This is a genomic window from Embleya scabrispora (assembly GCF_002024165.1).
GTDB lineage: Bacteria > Actinomycetota > Actinomycetes > Streptomycetales > Streptomycetaceae > Embleya > Embleya scabrispora_A.
The window spans coordinates 877,466-894,354 of sequence record NZ_MWQN01000004.1; the positions used below are offsets into that span (position 1 = coordinate 877,466).

A 16,889-nucleotide genomic window follows, 5' to 3' on the forward strand; every position below is an offset into this window, starting at 1 on the left:
GTCGGGTGTGGCCGCCGAGCGGCGCACCGGTCACCGCCCGATTCCGGTCGCGCGAGACCACAGCGGCACTCAAGACCCGGCCGGCCGTCTCCCGTTCGGCCCGGGTCCGAAACAGCCCACCCGCTCGCGCCGGTTCGTCGCCGGGCGCGCCCGGGTGGCCGAAGGACTTCCGATGGCAGGTTCCTGCTTCACACGCCGGCAGCCCGAGTCCCCCAGCCGGTCCGCGACCGGGACCGCCGGCCGCAAAGCACCCTCCACCGTCGTGACGCCGACCCTGACGATGGGCGTCGAGGAGGAGTTCCTGCTCGTCGACGCCCGCACCGGCACCCCCGCCCCGCGCGCCGAACTCGTCCTGGCCAAGGTCGCCGACACGGACGCCACGCGCCTCGAAGCCACCCGCTACCAGGTGGAATCGGCCAGTCCCGTCGCGCACACCGGACACGAACTGCGCGCCCATCTCCTGCGATCACGGCGCGACTGCACGGAGGCGGCCGCCGTGTACGGGTGTCGTCTCGTGGCCGGCGCCACGCCCGTGATCGCACCCGGCCCGGAGCCGCTGCTCGTCGACGCCCCCAGACGGCACGACCAGTCGGCTCGATACGGCGCCCTGACCGACACGTTCGTCAATTGCGGCTGCCACGTCCACGTCGGCACCCTCGACCCGGAGACCGCCGTACAGGTGACCTGCCGGCTCCGCCCCTGGCTGCCCACCCTGATCGCGCTCGGCGCCAACTCGCCGTTCCGCGACGAACACGACACCGGGCACGCCAGTTGGCGCAACGTCGTCACCACCATGTGGCCCTGCTCCGGCATTCCGCCCCGACTGACCTCCGTGAGCGCCTATGAGCACACCGTCGCCGGCCTGATCACCACCGGCGCCATCAAGGATTCCAAGATGATCTATTGGGACGCCCGCCCGTCGGCGTCCTGGCCGACGGTGGAGGTCCGGGCGCCGGACGTGGCGACCACGGTCGACGAGGCCGTGCTGCTCGCCGTCCTGGTGCGCGCGTTGGTCGCCGACGCGCTGATTGCGATCCGCGCGGGCGAACCCGCCCCCGACATCCCGACGGAGGTCCTGGTCGCGGCCCGCTGGCGCGCCGCGAGGGACGGCCTCGAAGGCATGGCCGTACACCCCGCGAGCGGTGAACCGGTCCCGGCGAACACGATGGTCGACGCGCTGATCGAGCGGGTACGCGACCACCTGGACGCGGCGGGCGACCTTTCCCACGTCACCCGCACCCTCGCCCGTCTGCGCCGCGACGGTTGCGGGGCACGACGCCAACGCCTGGTCTTCGAGCGCCGGCACCGTTTCACCGACGTGGTCCGCTACCTCGCGGACGCCACCGAACAACAGGGCGGGTAGCCCCGGCGTGCGCGCCATCGGCAGCCCGCGCGCCGGCACGCGGCGCCGCTCCTTCTCCTCCGTCGAGTCATGAATCCACGAACCCTGACACCTCCGGGAGTCCCCCATGTCGTCGATGCCCGCCACCATGCCCGCCGGCGAACGTTTCCGGGCCCTGGGACCGCATCATCTGGACGAGATCGCGGACCGTTACGGCCTGTCCGACGACATCCGCGAGACCGTCCGCGCGGTCGCGTGCGTGCTGCCGTTCCGGGTCAACGAGTACGTCCTGTCCAACCTCGTCGACTGGAACGACATCCCCGACGATCCGATCTTCCGGCTCGTCTTCCCGCAACGCGGCATGCTCGACCCGGCCGACGAACGCCGACTGGCCGAACTGGCCCGCGCGCCGGGCGCCAAGGCCGAACTGCAGTCCCTGGTACGGCACATCCGCGACGGCCTCAATCCGCATCCGTCGGGGCAGCGGCAACTCAACGTGCCGCACATGGGGGAGGCCGAGGTACGGGGGCTGCAACACAAGTACCGCCAGACGGTGCTCCACTTCCCCGGGCAGGGCCAGACCTGCCACGCCTACTGCACGTACTGCTTCCGCTGGGCGCAGTTCGTCGGCGACCCCGACCTCCGCTTCGCGGCGCCGACTCCGGACGGGCTCCTGGCCTACCTGGCGGTGCATCCCGAGGTCGAGGACGTCCTGGTCACCGGGGGCGATCCGTTGGTGATGTCCACCGAACGGCTGCGCGCGCACCTGGAGCCGATCCTGGGCGTCGAGACGGTGCGCACCATCCGCATCGGTACCAAGTCGCCCGCCTATTGGCCGCATCGGTTCGTCTCCGACCACGACGCCGACGACCTGCTGCGCCTGTTCGAAGAGGTGGTCGCCTCCGGGCGCAACATCGCCGTGATGGCGCACTTCAGCCATCCCCGCGAGTTGGAGTCCGAGCTCGCCCGCCGGGCCCTCGCCCGCATTCGCGGTACCGGCGCACTCGTGTACTGCCAGGCCCCGCTGATCGCGCACGTCAACGACGACGCGGCGGTGTGGGCTCGGTTGTGGCGGGCCGAACTGGCGTGCGGGGCGGTCCCGTACTACATGTTCGTCGAGCGCGACACCGGCCCGCACGACTACTTCGCGGTACCGCTGGCCCGAGCCGCGGAGATCTTCCGCGGCGCCTATCGCACGCTGCCCGGTCTGGCCCGCACGGTCCGCGGGCCGGTGATGTCGGCGACGCCGGGCAAGGTGCTCGTCGATGGAGTCGAGGAGGACGGGAGCGGCCGGTACTTCCGGTTGCGGATGCTCCAGGCTCGGGAACCGGCGCTGGTCGCCCGCCCGTTCCGGGCACGCTACGACGCCGGCGCCACCTGGCTCGACGATCTCGTGCTCGCCCCGGACACCCCCGCCGACATCGCGGCGGCGGTGGGCACATCCGGCCGCGACGGCACGAGCACCCCCGGCGCCCCGCGCGGGCCCGCCGGCCGGGCGCGGCGGCGGAGCGGGTACGACCTTCGACCGGCGGAGGCGAGGGGGCGATGACCACCTGGTCCACGTCGCCCAACCTGGCGCTGAACGAGGTCGTGGATCGACGCCGGGCAGAGGGGGTGTCGATCGTGCACCTCGGGTTCGGTGAGTCCCGGCTGCCCGTCTTCGCCCCGCTCCTCGACCGGTTGCGGGCCGGGGCGCCGACCAACGCGTACGGCCCGGTGGCCGGTGACCTCGCGGTCCGCGCCGCGGTGGCCGGATACTTCGCCCGGCGCCGGTTGCCCACCGATCCGGAACAGGTCGTACTCGCGCCGGGAAGCAAACCGCTGTTGATGGCGCTCCAGCATGTCGTCCCGGGCGACGTGGTGTTGCCCCGGCCGTGTTGGAACTCCTACGCGCCCCAGGCGCGGTTGGCCGGCAAGACGCCGATCGGGGTGCCGATTCCTCGCGACTTCGGGGGAGTTCCCGATCCGGACGCTTTGCGGGCGCGCATCCGCGCCGCGCGGGCCGACGGGCTCGACCCGCGCATCGTGGTGTTCACCCTGCCGGACAACCCGACCGGAACACTCGCACCGCCGGACCTGGTGCGCCGGCTCTGCACGATCGCCGAGGCGGAGGACCTGTTGGTCGTCTCGGACGAGATCTACCGCGACGTCGTGCACGACCCGAAGGCCACCGAACTGCTCAGTCCGGCGGAGGTGGTCCCGGAACGCACCGTGGTGACCACGGGGTTGTCGAAGAGTCTGGCCCTGGGCGGATGGCGGATCGGCGCGGCACGTTTCCCGGCGGGCGCCCGAGGTGCCGGGATCCGGGCCGAAGTGGTCGCGGTGGCCAGCGAGTTGTGGTCGACCCTGGCCCGACCGATGCAGGAGGTCGCGCGGTACGTGTTCGAGGAACCTCCGGAGATCCGCGAGCGCCTGGCCGCGAGTGCCCGGCTGCACGGGGCGGTGGCCCGGGCGGTGTACGCGCTCGCGGTCGCGGCGGGCGCCGAGTGCCGGCCGCCGACGGGCGCGTTCTACGTCTACCCGGACTTCGAGCCGCTGCGCGGCCCGCTCGGCGCGCTCGGCGTCACCGACTCGGCGTCCCTGCAGCGCCGACTGCTGGACGAGTGCGGCATCGCGGTGTTGGCGGGTCACCTCCTCGGCGACGACCCCGGCGCGCTGCGGTTCAAGGCCGCCACCAGCATGCTGTACGGCGGCACGATCGCCGAACAGGAGGCCGCCCTCGCGGATCCCGCCCCCACCGGACTCCCCCATGTCCGCGCCGGACTCGCCGCCATCGAGGCCGGCTTCGGCACACTTGGCGGCCGCACGCCCGGCGGTTGAACACGCTGTAACCGAACACGCGGCGGCCGAACCCGGCCGTCCCGGTCAGTCCGCCGGCCGGCCGTCGGTCAGCCGGTCGCCCAGCGTGCTTCGGTGGTAGAGCACCCGGCGGCCGGCCCGGCTTCGGGTCACCAGGCCCGTGGCGTGCAGGACGCGCAGGTGTTGGGAGACCGCGCTCGGCGTGACGTCGAGCCGGTCGGCGATCTCGACACCGGCCATCGGCTCCGCGAGGAGGACGAGCAGTTCGGCCTTCGCGGCGCCGACGAGGCAGGCCAGGGCGCCGGCGTCGGGGACGGGTTCCCGGATCCACAGGCCGGCCACGCCGCGACTGGGATACACCAGCATCGGCGGTTCCTCCGCACTGAGCGGCGGCGCGGGTTTGTGCGCGAACACCGAAGGTACGAGGAGCAGTCCCCGACCGGCCGCCGCCACGTGGTGCCGGCCGATCATCCGGTCGATGTACAACACGCCGTTGTCCCAGCGCAGGTTCGGGTGCATGTCGGCGAACAACGACCGCGCGCCGCCGAGGGCCAGTTGCCGGGCGCGGTAGGTCATGTCGGCTTCGAGCAGGAGCCGGATCCGCGGCCACGTCGGGCGGATGGCGATCTCCCAGTAGTGCCGCAGCAGTTCGCAGATCCGATCGCGCAGCGCGGCCACCGCTTCGTCGTCCCCGGCGACCTCGCGCAGCGGGGCGGGGACCGGGTCCGGGGCATGTGTGTCGATCAGGTCGCGGCGGACCACGTCCGGGGACGTGCGCCGGACGGCGGCCAGTTCCTCGGCGAAGCTCGGCGCGAAGCCGCCGGGTCGCGGGGTCAGGTAGTCGGGGAGGGTGCGCCGGACCGCGACGAGGGACAGCAGCAGGTCCGTGTCGAGCCCGGCCAGTCGGTCGACCACCGACCTGCGCCACGGCAACAACCACGCGGACAATCCCGGCTCGCGCAACACCCGCAGGCTGCACACGGTTTCGTGCAGCGGCGAGAGGGCGAACCGCGTGTCGGCCAGATCCTCGACGCCGAGTTCGTAGCTGATCATTAAGCTCCACGCTACATCCATTGGCGCCGGCGTGGCGATGCCGTGGACTACCGGGCATGACAGACACGGGCAACGACACCTCGCCCGGGCCCCGGAACGAGGTCCCCCACCCGCCGGATCCCGCTCCTTTCGCACGGCCCGACGGGCCGGGAATGCCGCGCCGACTGGTCCTGATTCTGGCGCTGACCTGCGCCGTCGGCGTGGGCAACATCTACTTCCCGCAAGCGATCGTCCCGCTGATCGCCGCCGGCCTGCACGAGTCGCCCGACACCACCGCCCTGGTGGTGACCGCGACCCAGATCGGTTACACCCTCGGGATCTTCCTGCTCGTACCGCTCGGCGACCGCCTCCCGAACCGCGCGCTCCTGGTCACCCTGCTCTCCGTCACCGCCGCCGGGCTGCTGCTCGCGGGCTGCGCGCCCGGTCTGAGCGTGCTCGTCGCCGCCGGAGTCGTGATCGGCGCCACCACCGTGGCCGCGCAGGTCGTCGGCCCGCTGGCGGCCGGACTGGTCGCCGCCGAACATCGCGCCACGATGATGGGCACCCTGCTCAGCGGCTCGATCGGCGGCATGCTGCTCGCCCGCACGTTCAGCGGCACGCTCGGCGAGGGGCTGGGCTGGCGCGCCCCGTACCTGGTGGCGGCGGTCGTGGTCGCGCTGCTCGCCGGCGCGCTCGCCCGGGCCCTGCCCGAGACCGAACCCGCCTCGCGCCAGGCGTACCCCGGCCTGCTCGCCGAGCCGCTGCGGCTGCTTCGGGCCGAGCCGGAACTGCGCCGCTCCTGCCTGTACCAGGCGACGATCTTCGCCGGCTTCTCCGCCGTGTGGACCTGCCTGACCCTCCTGCTCACCGGCCCCGCCTACCACCTGGGCGCCCAGGCGGTGGGGCTGCTCGCCCTGGTCGGCGCGGCGACCATGGTCTGCACCCCGCTCGCCGGACGCCTGGTGGACAGGCGCGGGTCCGATCCGGTCAACCTGATCTGCCTGCTCGGCGTGCTCGTCTCGGCCGCCGTCCTGGCCCCGGGCGCCCGGGGCGGCGTCTGGGGGCTGACCGCCCTGGTCGTCGGCACGCTGCTGCTCGACGTCGCGATGCAGTGCGGGATGGTCGCCAACCAGGCCCGGGTGTTCGCGCTGCGCCCCGACGCCCGCGGCCGACTCAACACGGCCTACATGACGTGCGCCTATCTCGCCGGCAGTGCCGGTTCCTGGCTCGGCGTCCGGGTGTACGGCCGGGCCGGGTGGCGGGGGGTGTGCGTACTCGTGGCGCTCCTGGCGGCCGTCGCACTGGCCCGGCACTGCGTGGCGCTGTCCCGCCGTCGCCCGGCCGCGGCCGCCCGCCGGCCGCTCACCAGGTGACCGGCAACTCGGCGACCCCGTACACCGCCGACGAGGCCCGCAGACGCAGCCGCTCCGGCGGCACGGCACAGCTCAGGGTGGGAAACCGGCGCAGCGGCGCGGGGCCGGCGATGCCCGGTTGCGTACGGGCGAGTTGGGCGCCCAGGACACGGCGCGCGTCCTGGTCCCGGCTGACCAGCCACAGCGCGCTGCCGTCGGGTAACAAAACTTTGCGCAGCGGCTGTTCGGCGCGCAGTCCCCTACGCGCCGAGTCTGGACACGCCGTCGGCCCCGGCCTCGGCCCTCGGTCTCGGGCGAGGTCGGGGCCGGGGCCGGGACGGCGTGGGGGTGGGTTCAGTGGGTGGTCGACGCGAGTACCCGGTCGCGATCGGCTGCCAGGGTGGGGTAGTCGATGTAGCCCTCCTCCCCGCCCGTGTACATCAGGTACGCGTCGCGGATCGGGTTGAGCGGGGCGCCGATGCGGAGGCGGTGGACCAGGTCGGGGTTGGCCAGGAAGGCCCGGCCGAGGGAGATCAGGTCGGCGCCGGCCGCCAACAGCCGCTCGCCCGCGTGCCGGCCGCCGTCGGCGGGCAGCGGTCGTCCCCAGCCCAGGTCGGGGTTGGCGATCAGGGTGCCCGTCCAGCGCCGGCGGATCTCCCGGAAGACGGGCTGGTCCGGATCGGCCAACACCACGTGCAGGTAGGCGGGTTCGAGCTCGGCGAGGGCGGCGACCAGGGGCGGGTAGATGGCCTCGGTGTCGCCCTCGGCCATGCCGTTGGCGGGAACTCCGGGCGAGATGCGTACACCGACCCGCTCCGCGCCGATCGTGTCCACGACGGCCCGGACCACCTCCAGGGTGAATCGGATGCGATGCGCGACGGAGCCGCCGTAGGCATCGGTGCGGTGGTTGGTGTTCTGCCCCAGGAACTGGTGCAGGAGGTAGCCGTTGGCGGAGTGCACCTCGACCCCGGCGAAGCCCGCGTCGATCGCGTTGCGCGCCGCGGCGGCGAAGTCGGCGACGGTGGACCGGATGTCATCGAGCGTCATGGCTCTCGGGACGACCGCCTCTCGGAGTCCGTCCGGGGTATGGATCGGCTCCGGAAGCGCGATCGCGGAGGGGGCGAGCGGAGTGAAGCCGCTGTTGTCGGGGTGGCCGACCCGGCCGCCGTGCTGGAGTTGGAGGAACATCCGCCCGCCCTCGGCGCGCACCGCGTCGGTGACGCGCCGCCACCCGGCCACGTGGTCCCGGTTGAAGATCGCGGGGATGTGGGGGTAGGTCAGCCCCACGGCGTTCGGCGTGGCCGCCTCGGCGATGATCAGCCCGGCACTCGCGCGTTGTGCGTAGTACGTGGCCATGATCGAGCGCGGGACACCTTCGGCGTCGGCGCGGTTGCGGGTCATCGGCGCCATCACGAGGCGGTTGGGCAGGTCGAGGCCGCCGAGCCGGGTGGGCCGGAAGAGGGGGCTCGTGGTCGCGTCGGTGTGCACGGTGGCGTTCATGATCGTCTTCGTCCTTCCGTGGTGGAGGTCTTCCACCGGGTGGGTCGAGGGTTCGAGGTCTTCGGGCCGGGGCCGGTGCGCGCCGGCCCCGAGGAGTGCGGTGCGGCCGTCGCTGCCGGTGGTGACGGTGGCGTCGGTGGCGTCGGTGGTGACGGTGGCGTCGGTGGCCAGGAACAGCGCGACACGGGCCACCTCGTCGGGCGAGCCGTGGCGGTCGGCGCGGCGGGGCGGGGCCGCCTTCGTCATGGCGTACACGCCCGTCCCGGGGGTGCCGGCGGCGCTCGTCGACGACGTGGTGAACACGATCGAGCCGCCGTCGTTCAGCAGAGGGAGCAGCGCCCGCACGGTGAAGTAGGCGCCCTTGGTGTTCACCGCGAACTGCCGGTCGGACTGCTCCTCGGTGACCGGCGTGATCGGGGCGAAGAGGCCGACGTCGGCGTCGACGAACAGGAGGTCGATTCGGCCGAGGCGCTCCTCGACGGCGGCGGCGAGCGCGGGAATCGTCGCCGGGTCGGTCGGGTCCGCGTGGACGATGTGCGCCCCGGAGCCGACCTCGGCGACCGTGGCGGCCGGGTGCGTGGGGGTGCGGCCGCTCAGCAGGACGGTGCCGCCGCCCTCCACGAGCCGTTTGGCGATGGCCAGACCGATGCCCGCGGTGCCGCCGACGACGACGGCCCTTGTCCCGCCGTACCTGGTCATGTCCTGCTCCCTCGGGTCGTGTTCGCGGCGTTCGCGCTGTTCGGTGATGCCGGCCGGGGTGCTCCTCGTCGACGGGAACGACTCTGCCCGGAGGCGCTTCGGGGCTGCTTCGGAGGCGCTGAGGGTCCGCTGAGGGTTCGCTGATGCCCGGTATGTACGGTGAACCGCATGCGATACGGGGTGTTGGGTCCGCTGATGGTGTGGAACGACGAAGGGGCGCCGGTCCGGGTCCCCGAGGCGAAGGTTCGGGCACTGCTGGCCGACCTGCTGGTCCACGAGGGGCGGCCCGTCTCCACCGATCGGCTCGTCGACGACCTGTGGGGTGACGAGCCGCCTGGCAACCCCGCCAACGCCCTTCAGGCCAAGGTCTCCCAGTTGCGGCGGGTACTTGGGCGGGAGCGGGTGGTGTACCAGCCCCCGGGCTACCGACTGGCCGTCGACGCCGAGGCGGACGAGGTGGACGCGGACCGTTTCCGATCCCTGGTGGCCGAGGCGCGCCTGGCCGGCGATCCGACCGCGCGCGCCGCGCTGCTCACTCGGGCGCTGGGATTGTGGCGGGGGTCGGCGTACGCCGATTTCGCCGACGCGGAGTTCGCCCGGGCGGCGGCACGGCGGTTGGCCGAACAGCGCCTGGCGGTTGTCGAGGAGCAGGCCGAGGCGCGCTTGGAGTCGGGCGAACACACGCTGCTGCTCGGTGAGTTGACCGATCTGGTGGCCCGCCATCCGCTGCGCGAGCGGCTGCGCGCGGTGCAGGTGCGGGCTCTGTATCTGGCGGGCCGGCAGAGCGAGGCGCTGGCATCGTACGCGGACCTCCGCAGGCTCCTGGCGGACGAACTGGGCGTGGACCCGTCGCGGGAACTGACCGCCCTGTACGAGGCGATCCTCCGCCAGGACACAACACTGACACCACCACGGGGCAATGCCTCACCGGGTGCCGAACTCCTGTCGGGAACCGGCGCCTCATGGGAGGCGGGCGCCCCGCCGGAGGCGGATGCTTCGCCGGAGACGGTTGCCCGGCCGGGGACCGGCGCCTCGCCGGAAACCGGTGCCCTGTCGAGGACCGACGCCTCGTCGAGGACCGGCGCCTTGCTGGAGGCCGGTGCCTCACCGGAGGCGGGTGCCCAGTCGGGGACCAACGCCTCGCCGGAGGCCGGTTTCCTGTCGGGGACCGGTTCCTCGCCGAGGACCGGTGCCTCGCCGGGGTCCGGGGTCCTGTCGGGGACCGGCGCCTCGCCGGAGGCCGGTGCCTCGTCGGGGACCGGTTCCTCGCCGAGGACCGGTTCCTCGCCGAGGACCGGTGCCTCGCCGGGGTCCGGGGTCCTGTCGGGGACCGGCGCCTGGCCGGAGGCCGGTGCTCTGTCGAGGATCGGCGCCTCGTCGAGGGCTGGCGCCTCGCTGAAGGCCGGTGCTTCACCGGAGGCGGGTGCCCAGTCGGGGACCAGCGCCTCGCCGGAGGCCAGTGCCTCCCCGGAGGCGGGTGCCCAGTCGGGGACCAGCGCCTCGCCGGAGGCCGGCGCCCTGTCGAGGACCGGCGCCCCGTCGAGAGCCGGCGCCTCGCTGAAGGCCGGTGCCTCACCGGAGGCGGGTGCCCAGTCGGGGACCAACGCCTCGCCGGAGGCCGGTGGCTCGTCGGGGACCAGCGCCTCGCCGGAGGCCGGTGCCTCGTCGGGGGCCGGTGGCTCGCCGGGGGCCGGTGGCTCGTTGGGGGCCGGTGGCTCGTTGGGGCGTGACGAGGTATCGGGTGGCTTCGGCGGGTTCTCGGCCCGGCTGGGGGGTGTGTCGGGGGCTGGTTCGGTGCCGGTCGTCGGGATGGCGGCGGAGGTGGATGGTGCCGGCCGGGTTCGGTCCAATCTTCCCGCCCCGCTCACCGCCCTCGTCGGACGCGATGCCGATGTGGGTGAGGTCGGTCGGCTGATCGGGGGCGCGCGGCTGGTGACGTTGACCGGGCCCGGCGGAGTGGGCAAGACCCGGCTCGCGGTGGAGGTCGCCGGACGGGTGCCCGCAGACCTCGCCGACGAGGTGTGGCTGGTCGAACTCGCCGGGCAGCACGGCGAGATGGCCGATCTGGTCCAGGTCGTCGCCGCCGCGCTCGGCATCCGCGACGACACCCCCGCCGGCCTGCCCGGCCTCGGCGCGCCCGAGGATCCCGCCGACCGGCTCGCCGCGGCCCTGCGCGATCGGCGCCCGCTGCTCGTCCTGGACAACTGTGAGCACGTCGTGGCGCCGGCGGCCCGGCTCACCGAGGTGTTGCTGCACCGGGTGCCGGGACTGCGCGTACTGGCCACCAGCCAGGAGCCGTTGGGCCTGACCGGCGAAACGTTGTTCCTGGTCGAACCGCTTCGCCCCGAGGACGCCGTGGACCTGTTCGCGGCTCGCGCCGCCGCGGCGGCCCCGGGCTTCTCGCTCGACGCGGCCACTCCCGAACTGCGCGCGTCCGTCGCCGAGATCTGCCGGCGCCTGGACGGCATCCCGCTCGCCCTCGAACTGGCCGCGGCGCGCGTACGTGCCCTGGGCGTACCGGAGTTGGCGGCCCGCCTCGGCGATCGTTTCCGGGTCCTGACCTCCGGACAGCGCGGCGCGCCCGCCCGCCAGCGCACCCTGCGGGCGGTGATCGACTGGAGCTGGGAACTGCTCGGCGCACCGGAACGCATCGTGCTGCGCCGCCTCGCGATCCACACCGACGGCTGCACCCTGGACGCCGCCGAGGCGGTGTGCGCCGGCGACGGGGTCACCCGGGACGAGGTACTCGACCTGGTCGGCCGCCTGGTCGACCGCTCCCTGGTCGTGGTGGTGCCGGGACCGCCGGGCCCCCGCTACCGCCTGCTCGAATCCGTGACCGCGTACGCCCTGGAGCGCCTGGACGAGATGGCGGACCTCGCCGACGTCCGGGATCGCCATCTGCGGCACTACCTGGACCTGGCCGAACAGGCCGAACCACACCTGCGCGGCGCCGAACAACGGGCGTGGCTCGACCGGTTCGACGCCGAGGCGGGCAATCTGCGGGCCGCCCTGGACGAGGCGATCCGACAGGCCGGCGCGGGCCGCCCGGAGGGATCGCACGCGGCGGTCCGCCTGGTCCGCGCGCTCGCCTGGTGGTGGCTGCTGCGCGGCCGACTGGTCGAAGGCCGCCGGGCCCTCGTGGCGGTCCGCGCGATCACCCCGACGGCCCGTACCGCCGGCGCCGCCGCTGCCGCCGCCGAAATCGGCATCCTGCACGACGCGTTCGCCTTGCTCACCGGCGATCGATCCGTGCCGACCGCGTTTCCCGACGCGGCGATCGAGGATACGTCGCGGCGCGCCCGTCTCGCCTGGCTGTACGCCTACGCCCTGTTCAACGGCGGCGATCCCGTCGCGAGCGCCCGCGCCAACTCGCACGCGCTGGTCCTGGCCGCGCGGGACGAGGACCGCTGGTCCGAGGCCGCCGGCCTCGGACTGCGCGCCCTGCTCGACCTGGTCGGCGGCAACCTGGCCGACGTCGCGCACGACGGCCTGCGCAGCGCCGAGCTGTTTCGTGAACTCAAGGACACCTGGGGCGAGTTGCAGACCGTGGCGCCACTGGCCACGATCGCCGAGATCCGCGGCGACTACCCGGAGGCGGTCCGCCGGCACACCGAAGGACTGCGCATTGCCCGGGAGTTGCACCTCCCGACGGAGATCTCCGCGCGCCTGTCCGGGCTCGGCCGACTGGCACTGCTCGCCGGCGACCCCGACCGGGCGCACGACCTGCATCGGCAGGCGCTGGACTCCGCCGTCGAACAGGGTTACGTATTCGGCGAGGTGCACGCGCGGATGGGACTCGCCCTGGGGGCCCGACGGTCGGGCGACCTCGACGCCGCCGAGGCACATCTTTTGCGCATGCTCGACCGGTACGCCGACGTGTCCTCGCGGGCGGGCACCCATCTGCGCCGGTCCGAACTCGGATTCGTCGCCGAACTGCGCGGCGACGCGGACGCGGCCTCCGCACACCACCTGATCGGCCTGGAACTCGCCCACGTCCTGGGCGAGCCCCGGGCCATGGCGCTGTCCCTGGAGGGCCTCGCGGGCGCGGCGGCGCTGTCCGGGGACCCGGACCGTGCCGCGCTCGCGGCCCTGCTCCTGGGCGCGGCCGACGCGGCCCGCCGCAGCGTGGACGCCCCGCTGCCGCCCGGCGAGCGTACCGACGTCGACCGGATCACCGCCGCGGCGACGACCACGCTCGGGCCGCGCGCGTTCGCCGAGGCATACGAACGCGGCGCCGCCCTGGACCCGAACTCGGCCGCCCGCATCGCCCGAACGACGCCGCCCCCCGCGTAACGGACGTCGACGACACCGCGACGCCCGTGCTCACCCGAGGAGTTCGCCGAGGCGAGCCGCCTGGCGCTCGGCGGTCCCCGGCGGGTTCCTGGGGTTGTCCGGATCCTCCATCGACAGCAGGAACAGCCAGACGAGGGCGAGCAGGCGTCGGCAGTCCGGCACGCGCGCGGCCTCCGCGGGGGCGAGGTCGACCCGATCGAGCAGTCGACACACGTCCAGGGACGTGTCCACCCAGCTCGAAACGTGTTCGGTGATCTCCGCGAGTTCGAAGGCCCGATCGCTGCGCCCTGACTCCTCGAAGTCCACGATCCGGATCCGCGCACGTGTCCCGCGCGCTCCACCGTCCGGGCAACCCTCGTAATCCTCCAGGTAGTTGGCGAGATTTCCGTCCCCGGGTCCGAAGACGGCGGGCACCGGCCCGCGACCGAGAGCCCGCCGACCGCCACCACGGTTCAGCCAGTCCACGCCCGCCGCGAGGGCCCGGGCGACCGGGGGTGTGGTGTCGAGCCTCCACCCCGCCCACTCGTCGATCCGGGCGATCATCATGTCCTGCCGCCCCGACCGCACCGGGAGTTCGCGGACGGCCTCGTCCGGGACGGCCGCGTACAGCGTGTTCAGCGTCGCGGCCAGTGCGTCGACGCGCTCGCCCCGGACGCTCGTACCGCGCAGCGCGACCCCCGGCAGTCGGGACATCACCACGACCGGACACGACGGTCGGGAATCCCGGCTCAGCGGTCGCGGCGCGAGGTCGGGCGCGAAGCGGTGCAGCAGGGTCAGCGCGGCCCATTCCCGCCGGTGGTTGTCGTGCGCTCCGGCGCGAAAGGTCTTGACCACCGTGTCGGGTCGGAAGTCGAGGGCGTGGGTGCTCCACGGGCCGTTGGTCGTCATCCGACCCGATCCTGCCAGAGGGGCACACCGGGCGGCGCGGCCCGACGCGGCCCGCCCGCCGGCGGCTCGCCGCGGGTCGGGCGAGGCGCCCACCCACCGTCGACGTGCACGACGGGGCCGGTCACGTACGGGCCGATGAGCGCGAACAGGACCGCCCGGACCACATAGTCGGGCATACCGACCCGGCGGGCCGAGTTGCGCTCGGCGACGTGACGCAGGAACGCCACCTCGTCGGCGCCCATGCCGACCCGGGCGCCGGAGTCGACGATGCCGGGCGAGACGGCGCGTTGACCCGCTGCGGGGCGAGTTCCACCGCGAGCGCCTGGACCGGGAAGGCCGGCGCACCGTTGGCGGTGGCGCCCTCGCCGCGTACACCCGCCCCAGGCCGGATCCGTCGACCACCGCTTTCCTCGACACGCTCACCGAGCCCGCCCGCGTCCCGCCGGCCCACGTGCGTGCCCGACTCGGCCCCGACCCGGACATGGCCCGACGCCCACAGAGCGCCGACCGACCCGGCCGACCGACGTCCGGCCTCCCCGATCCCACAGCACGAAAGCATCATTCGTAGGGGAAACCGGGCTTTCCCACACACGGCGCACTCCGACGCGCGATCATGTCGGCATCCCGGGTGCGGGTGTTCCCGCACACCGGGCACGTCGAGCGAAGGAGTCGCCGGATGGCGTCGTCGGTTGAGGAACTGCGCGTGGCACTGGAACGGGAGGCCGATGAACTGGCTCAGCGCCGCGAGGAATTGGAGACGGAATTGGCCGAGGTGGAGCGACAACTCGAGGCCCGCCGCAACGCGGTCGCGCACCTGACGCTGATCCGCCCCCTCGTCGCGCCCGTACCGCAGCCCCGCAGGGAGCCGAAGTCCGCGCCGACCGCCGCCGCTTCGGACCCCGCACCCGCGCCGAAGGCCGCGGCCGAGACCAGGCACACCACCCCCGCACCGCGCCGCCGCAAGGCCGCGCCCCGCACCAGGACCGCCGCCCCGGCACCGGCCGGCCCGCGCCGGAAGGCCGCCCGTACCCCGAAGGCAGCCGCCCCCGCGCCGGCCGCCGAACGTCGGGTCCGCACCCACCTGCGCGACGAGATCGCCGCGCTGCTGAGCGCGAGCGAGCAGCCGATGAACGTCCGCCGACTCACCGAAGCCCTGGGTGAGGAGCCCACGAAGAGCCGCCTGGAGAGCGTCCGCACCTCCGCCGAGGGCCTGGTCAAGGCGGGCCGCGCGGGCAAGGCCGGCCGGGGCCTGTTCACCGCCGCCGGCTGACCGGACCACCCGCGTCCACGGCGCCGGCCGCGCGCCCGGGCCACCCGCCCACCCCGCCGGCCACGACGCCGACCTCGATCGGCGGCCCGTACCGCTATGCGCCGGGCGGGAGTTCGGGGCCACGGCGGCCCGCCGCGAACACCCGTCGCGCCGGCCCGACACCGCAACTCCCGCCGGCCGTCCGGGCCTTCGCGTCCATTCGCCCCACCCGAAGACGCGCCGGCAGCGCGGCACGAGCCCCTCGGGGCCGGTGTGCCGCGCTGCCGCGTGCGCCGGGAGTCAGCCCTCGGCCGGGAGGTCGTAGACGTTCTCCGGGGTGACGACGGAGGTGACCGCCTTGGCGAACAGCGTGCTGGGCTCGTTGCCGTCGTGCAGGATGTCGGTGTTGAGCAGGATGACCATCGTGGCGCCCTGCTCCGGCAGATACATCGTCACGCTCTCGTAGCCCGGCAGCGAGCCGTTGTGCCCGACCCAGCCGCGGACGCGGAACAGGCCGAGCCCGTAGCCGGCGTCGTCGAAACCCGGCACCGGCACGAACTTCTCCCGCTGCTCCTGCACGGCCGGGGACAGCAGCGTCCCGGTGGCCACCACCTTCGCCCAGCGGCGCAGGTCGTGCAGGTCGGAGATCATCGCCCCGGCCGCCCAGCCCCAACTCGGGTTCCAGTTTGTCGTGTCGGCGACCTCGCCGGTCGGCGTCTGGTCGGTGTACCCGTGCGCGTGCGGCGCCGGGAACTCGGCGCCGCGCGGGAACAGGGTGTGCCGCAGGTGCGCCGGCCCGGTGACCCGCCGGTGGATGAACTCGGCCAGCGGCATCCGGCCCAGCTTCTCCACGACCAGTCCCAGCAGCACGGTGTTGGTGTTGGAGTACTGGAACGCGCCGCCGGGCGCGAAGACGTTCGGGTGCCGGAAGGCGTAGGCCAACAATTCCTGCGGGGTGAACGAACGGGTCGGGTCGCTCAGCAGCGCCTGCACGAAGTCCGGGTCGGCGGTGTAGCTGAACAGGCCGCTGCGCATCTCCGCCAGTTGGCGAATGGTGATGTGGTCGCCGTCGGGCACCCCGTCGATGTACACGGAGATAGGGTCGTCCAACCAGAGCCGCCCCTCGTCGACCAGTTCCAGGAGGGCGGTGACGGTGAACGTCTTGGTCTCGCTGCCGATCCGCATGTTGAGATCGGGTGTCATCGGCGCACCGGTGGCGGTGTCGGCCACCCCCGTCGATCGCACGTAACTGCCCCGACCGGGCAACCACAGACCGACCGTCACCCCGGGCACGCCGGTCTCCCGACGGGTCCGCGCGATCACCTCGTCGAGGCGGGCCACGATCGCCGGGTCCAGGCCGTGCGAGGCATGGTCGCCGGGGTCCGAGGCGTCCACGCGCGGATCACCGGCGACGACGACCGTCGGTGGGGCGGCCTGCGCCAAGGGGCCGGCCAGGGTGAGCGGGACGAGGGCGGAGAGCGCGAACAGGGCGGTGGCGAGGCGGCAGCCGAAGGCACGGCGCATGGCGATATGTCTCTTCCGAAGATGAGGGGACCGGACAGCGAGGGGACCTTGCTCGGCCAAGGTGATCACCCGTCCGCGCACCGGACCGCGCGCCGACCGGCACCGCCCGGCGATTCCACCCGTACGGCCGCCGGCGCCGCCCCCGAACGCCGGCCGAAATCGCGGCGGGGGCGCCGACTTCGCCAACCGATCGGCGCCGCCCCTCGGCCCC

General features: G+C 73.8%; 12 protein-coding genes and 1 pseudogene. 6 read left to right on the forward strand and 7 right to left on the reverse strand.

Annotated features, from left to right (window positions below):
- Nucleotides 1–262: 262 nt before the first annotated feature.
- From B4N89_RS44345 to B4N89_RS44355, 3 genes are all read left to right on the forward strand, one after another.
- Complete coding sequence (locus tag B4N89_RS44345) at nt 263–1,363, forward strand: carboxylate-amine ligase (RefSeq protein WP_201261181.1); 1,101 nt, start codon at nt 263–265, stop codon at nt 1,361–1,363.
- Nucleotides 1,364–1,478: 115 nt separating this feature from the next.
- Entirely contained in the window at nt 1,479–2,891 is a 1,413-nt protein-coding gene (locus tag B4N89_RS44350) for a KamA family radical SAM protein (RefSeq protein ID WP_235619364.1), read from the forward strand.
- Entirely contained in the window at nt 2,888–4,162 is a 1,275-nt protein-coding gene (locus B4N89_RS44355) for a pyridoxal phosphate-dependent aminotransferase (RefSeq protein WP_078982275.1), read from the forward strand. Before B4N89_RS44350 ends, B4N89_RS44355 begins: the two co-directional genes overlap by 4 nt.
- A gap of 45 nt (nt 4,163–4,207) precedes the next feature.
- On the opposite strand, the gene B4N89_RS44360 is transcribed toward B4N89_RS44355, so the two are convergent.
- Nucleotides 4,208–5,194 (reverse strand): ArsR family transcriptional regulator, encoded by a 987-nt coding sequence (locus B4N89_RS44360; RefSeq protein WP_078982276.1) that lies wholly within the window; start codon nt 5,192–5,194, stop codon nt 4,208–4,210.
- 56 nt (nt 5,195–5,250) lie between these two features.
- On the opposite strand from B4N89_RS44360, the gene B4N89_RS44365 reads away from it, so the two are divergent.
- Nucleotides 5,251–6,546, forward strand: a complete 1,296-nt coding sequence (locus tag B4N89_RS44365) for an MFS transporter (protein WP_414646479.1) — start codon at nt 5,251–5,253, stop codon at nt 6,544–6,546.
- Here the strand turns inward: B4N89_RS44365 and B4N89_RS44370 are convergent.
- The 3 genes and pseudogenes from B4N89_RS44370 to B4N89_RS52365 all read right to left on the reverse strand — a co-directional run.
- Nucleotides 6,536–6,751 (reverse strand): hypothetical protein, encoded by a 216-nt coding sequence (locus B4N89_RS44370; protein ID WP_078982278.1) that lies wholly within the window; start codon nt 6,749–6,751, stop codon nt 6,536–6,538. The genes B4N89_RS44365 and B4N89_RS44370 overlap by 11 nt on opposite strands.
- Nucleotides 6,752–6,879: 128 nt before the next feature.
- The gene (locus tag B4N89_RS52360) at nt 6,880–8,025 is read right to left on the reverse strand and encodes an alkene reductase (RefSeq protein ID WP_235619365.1); all 1,146 of its coding nucleotides are present in this window, start codon (nt 8,023–8,025) and stop codon (nt 6,880–6,882) included.
- Nucleotides 8,026–8,268: 243 nt separating this feature from the next.
- Nucleotides 8,269–8,724, reverse strand: a pseudogene (locus B4N89_RS52365) (SDR family NAD(P)-dependent oxidoreductase); the annotation flags it as partial.
- A gap of 168 nt (nt 8,725–8,892) precedes the next feature.
- Here B4N89_RS52365 and B4N89_RS52370 point away from each other — a divergent pair.
- Nucleotides 8,893–13,017: a BTAD domain-containing putative transcriptional regulator gene (locus B4N89_RS52370; protein ID WP_078982280.1), complete on the forward strand. Its 4,125-nt coding sequence runs from the start codon at nt 8,893–8,895 to the stop codon at nt 13,015–13,017.
- 30 nt (nt 13,018–13,047) lie between these two features.
- On the opposite strand, the gene B4N89_RS52375 is transcribed toward B4N89_RS52370, so the two are convergent.
- Both B4N89_RS52375 and B4N89_RS51045 read right to left on the reverse strand, forming a co-directional pair.
- Nucleotides 13,048–13,905: a phosphotransferase family protein gene (locus B4N89_RS52375; protein ID WP_078982281.1), complete on the reverse strand. Its 858-nt coding sequence runs from the start codon at nt 13,903–13,905 to the stop codon at nt 13,048–13,050.
- On the reverse strand, nt 13,902–14,147 hold the full coding sequence (locus B4N89_RS51045) for a hypothetical protein (RefSeq protein ID WP_078982282.1): 246 nt from the start codon (nt 14,145–14,147) through the stop codon (nt 13,902–13,904). Before B4N89_RS51045 ends, B4N89_RS52375 begins: the two co-directional genes overlap by 4 nt.
- 434 nt (nt 14,148–14,581) lie before the next feature.
- Here B4N89_RS51045 and B4N89_RS44395 point away from each other — a divergent pair, with 434 nt between their 5' ends.
- Complete coding sequence (locus B4N89_RS44395; protein WP_078982283.1) at nt 14,582–15,175, forward strand: hypothetical protein; 594 nt, start codon at nt 14,582–14,584, stop codon at nt 15,173–15,175.
- Nucleotides 15,176–15,454: 279 nt separating this feature from the next.
- Here the strand turns inward: B4N89_RS44395 and B4N89_RS44400 are convergent, their stop codons facing one another.
- A complete protein-coding gene (locus B4N89_RS44400; protein WP_078982284.1) occupies nt 15,455–16,678 on the reverse strand; it encodes a serine hydrolase domain-containing protein in 1,224 nt (407 codons plus the stop codon).
- Nucleotides 16,679–16,889 lie beyond the last annotated feature (211 nt).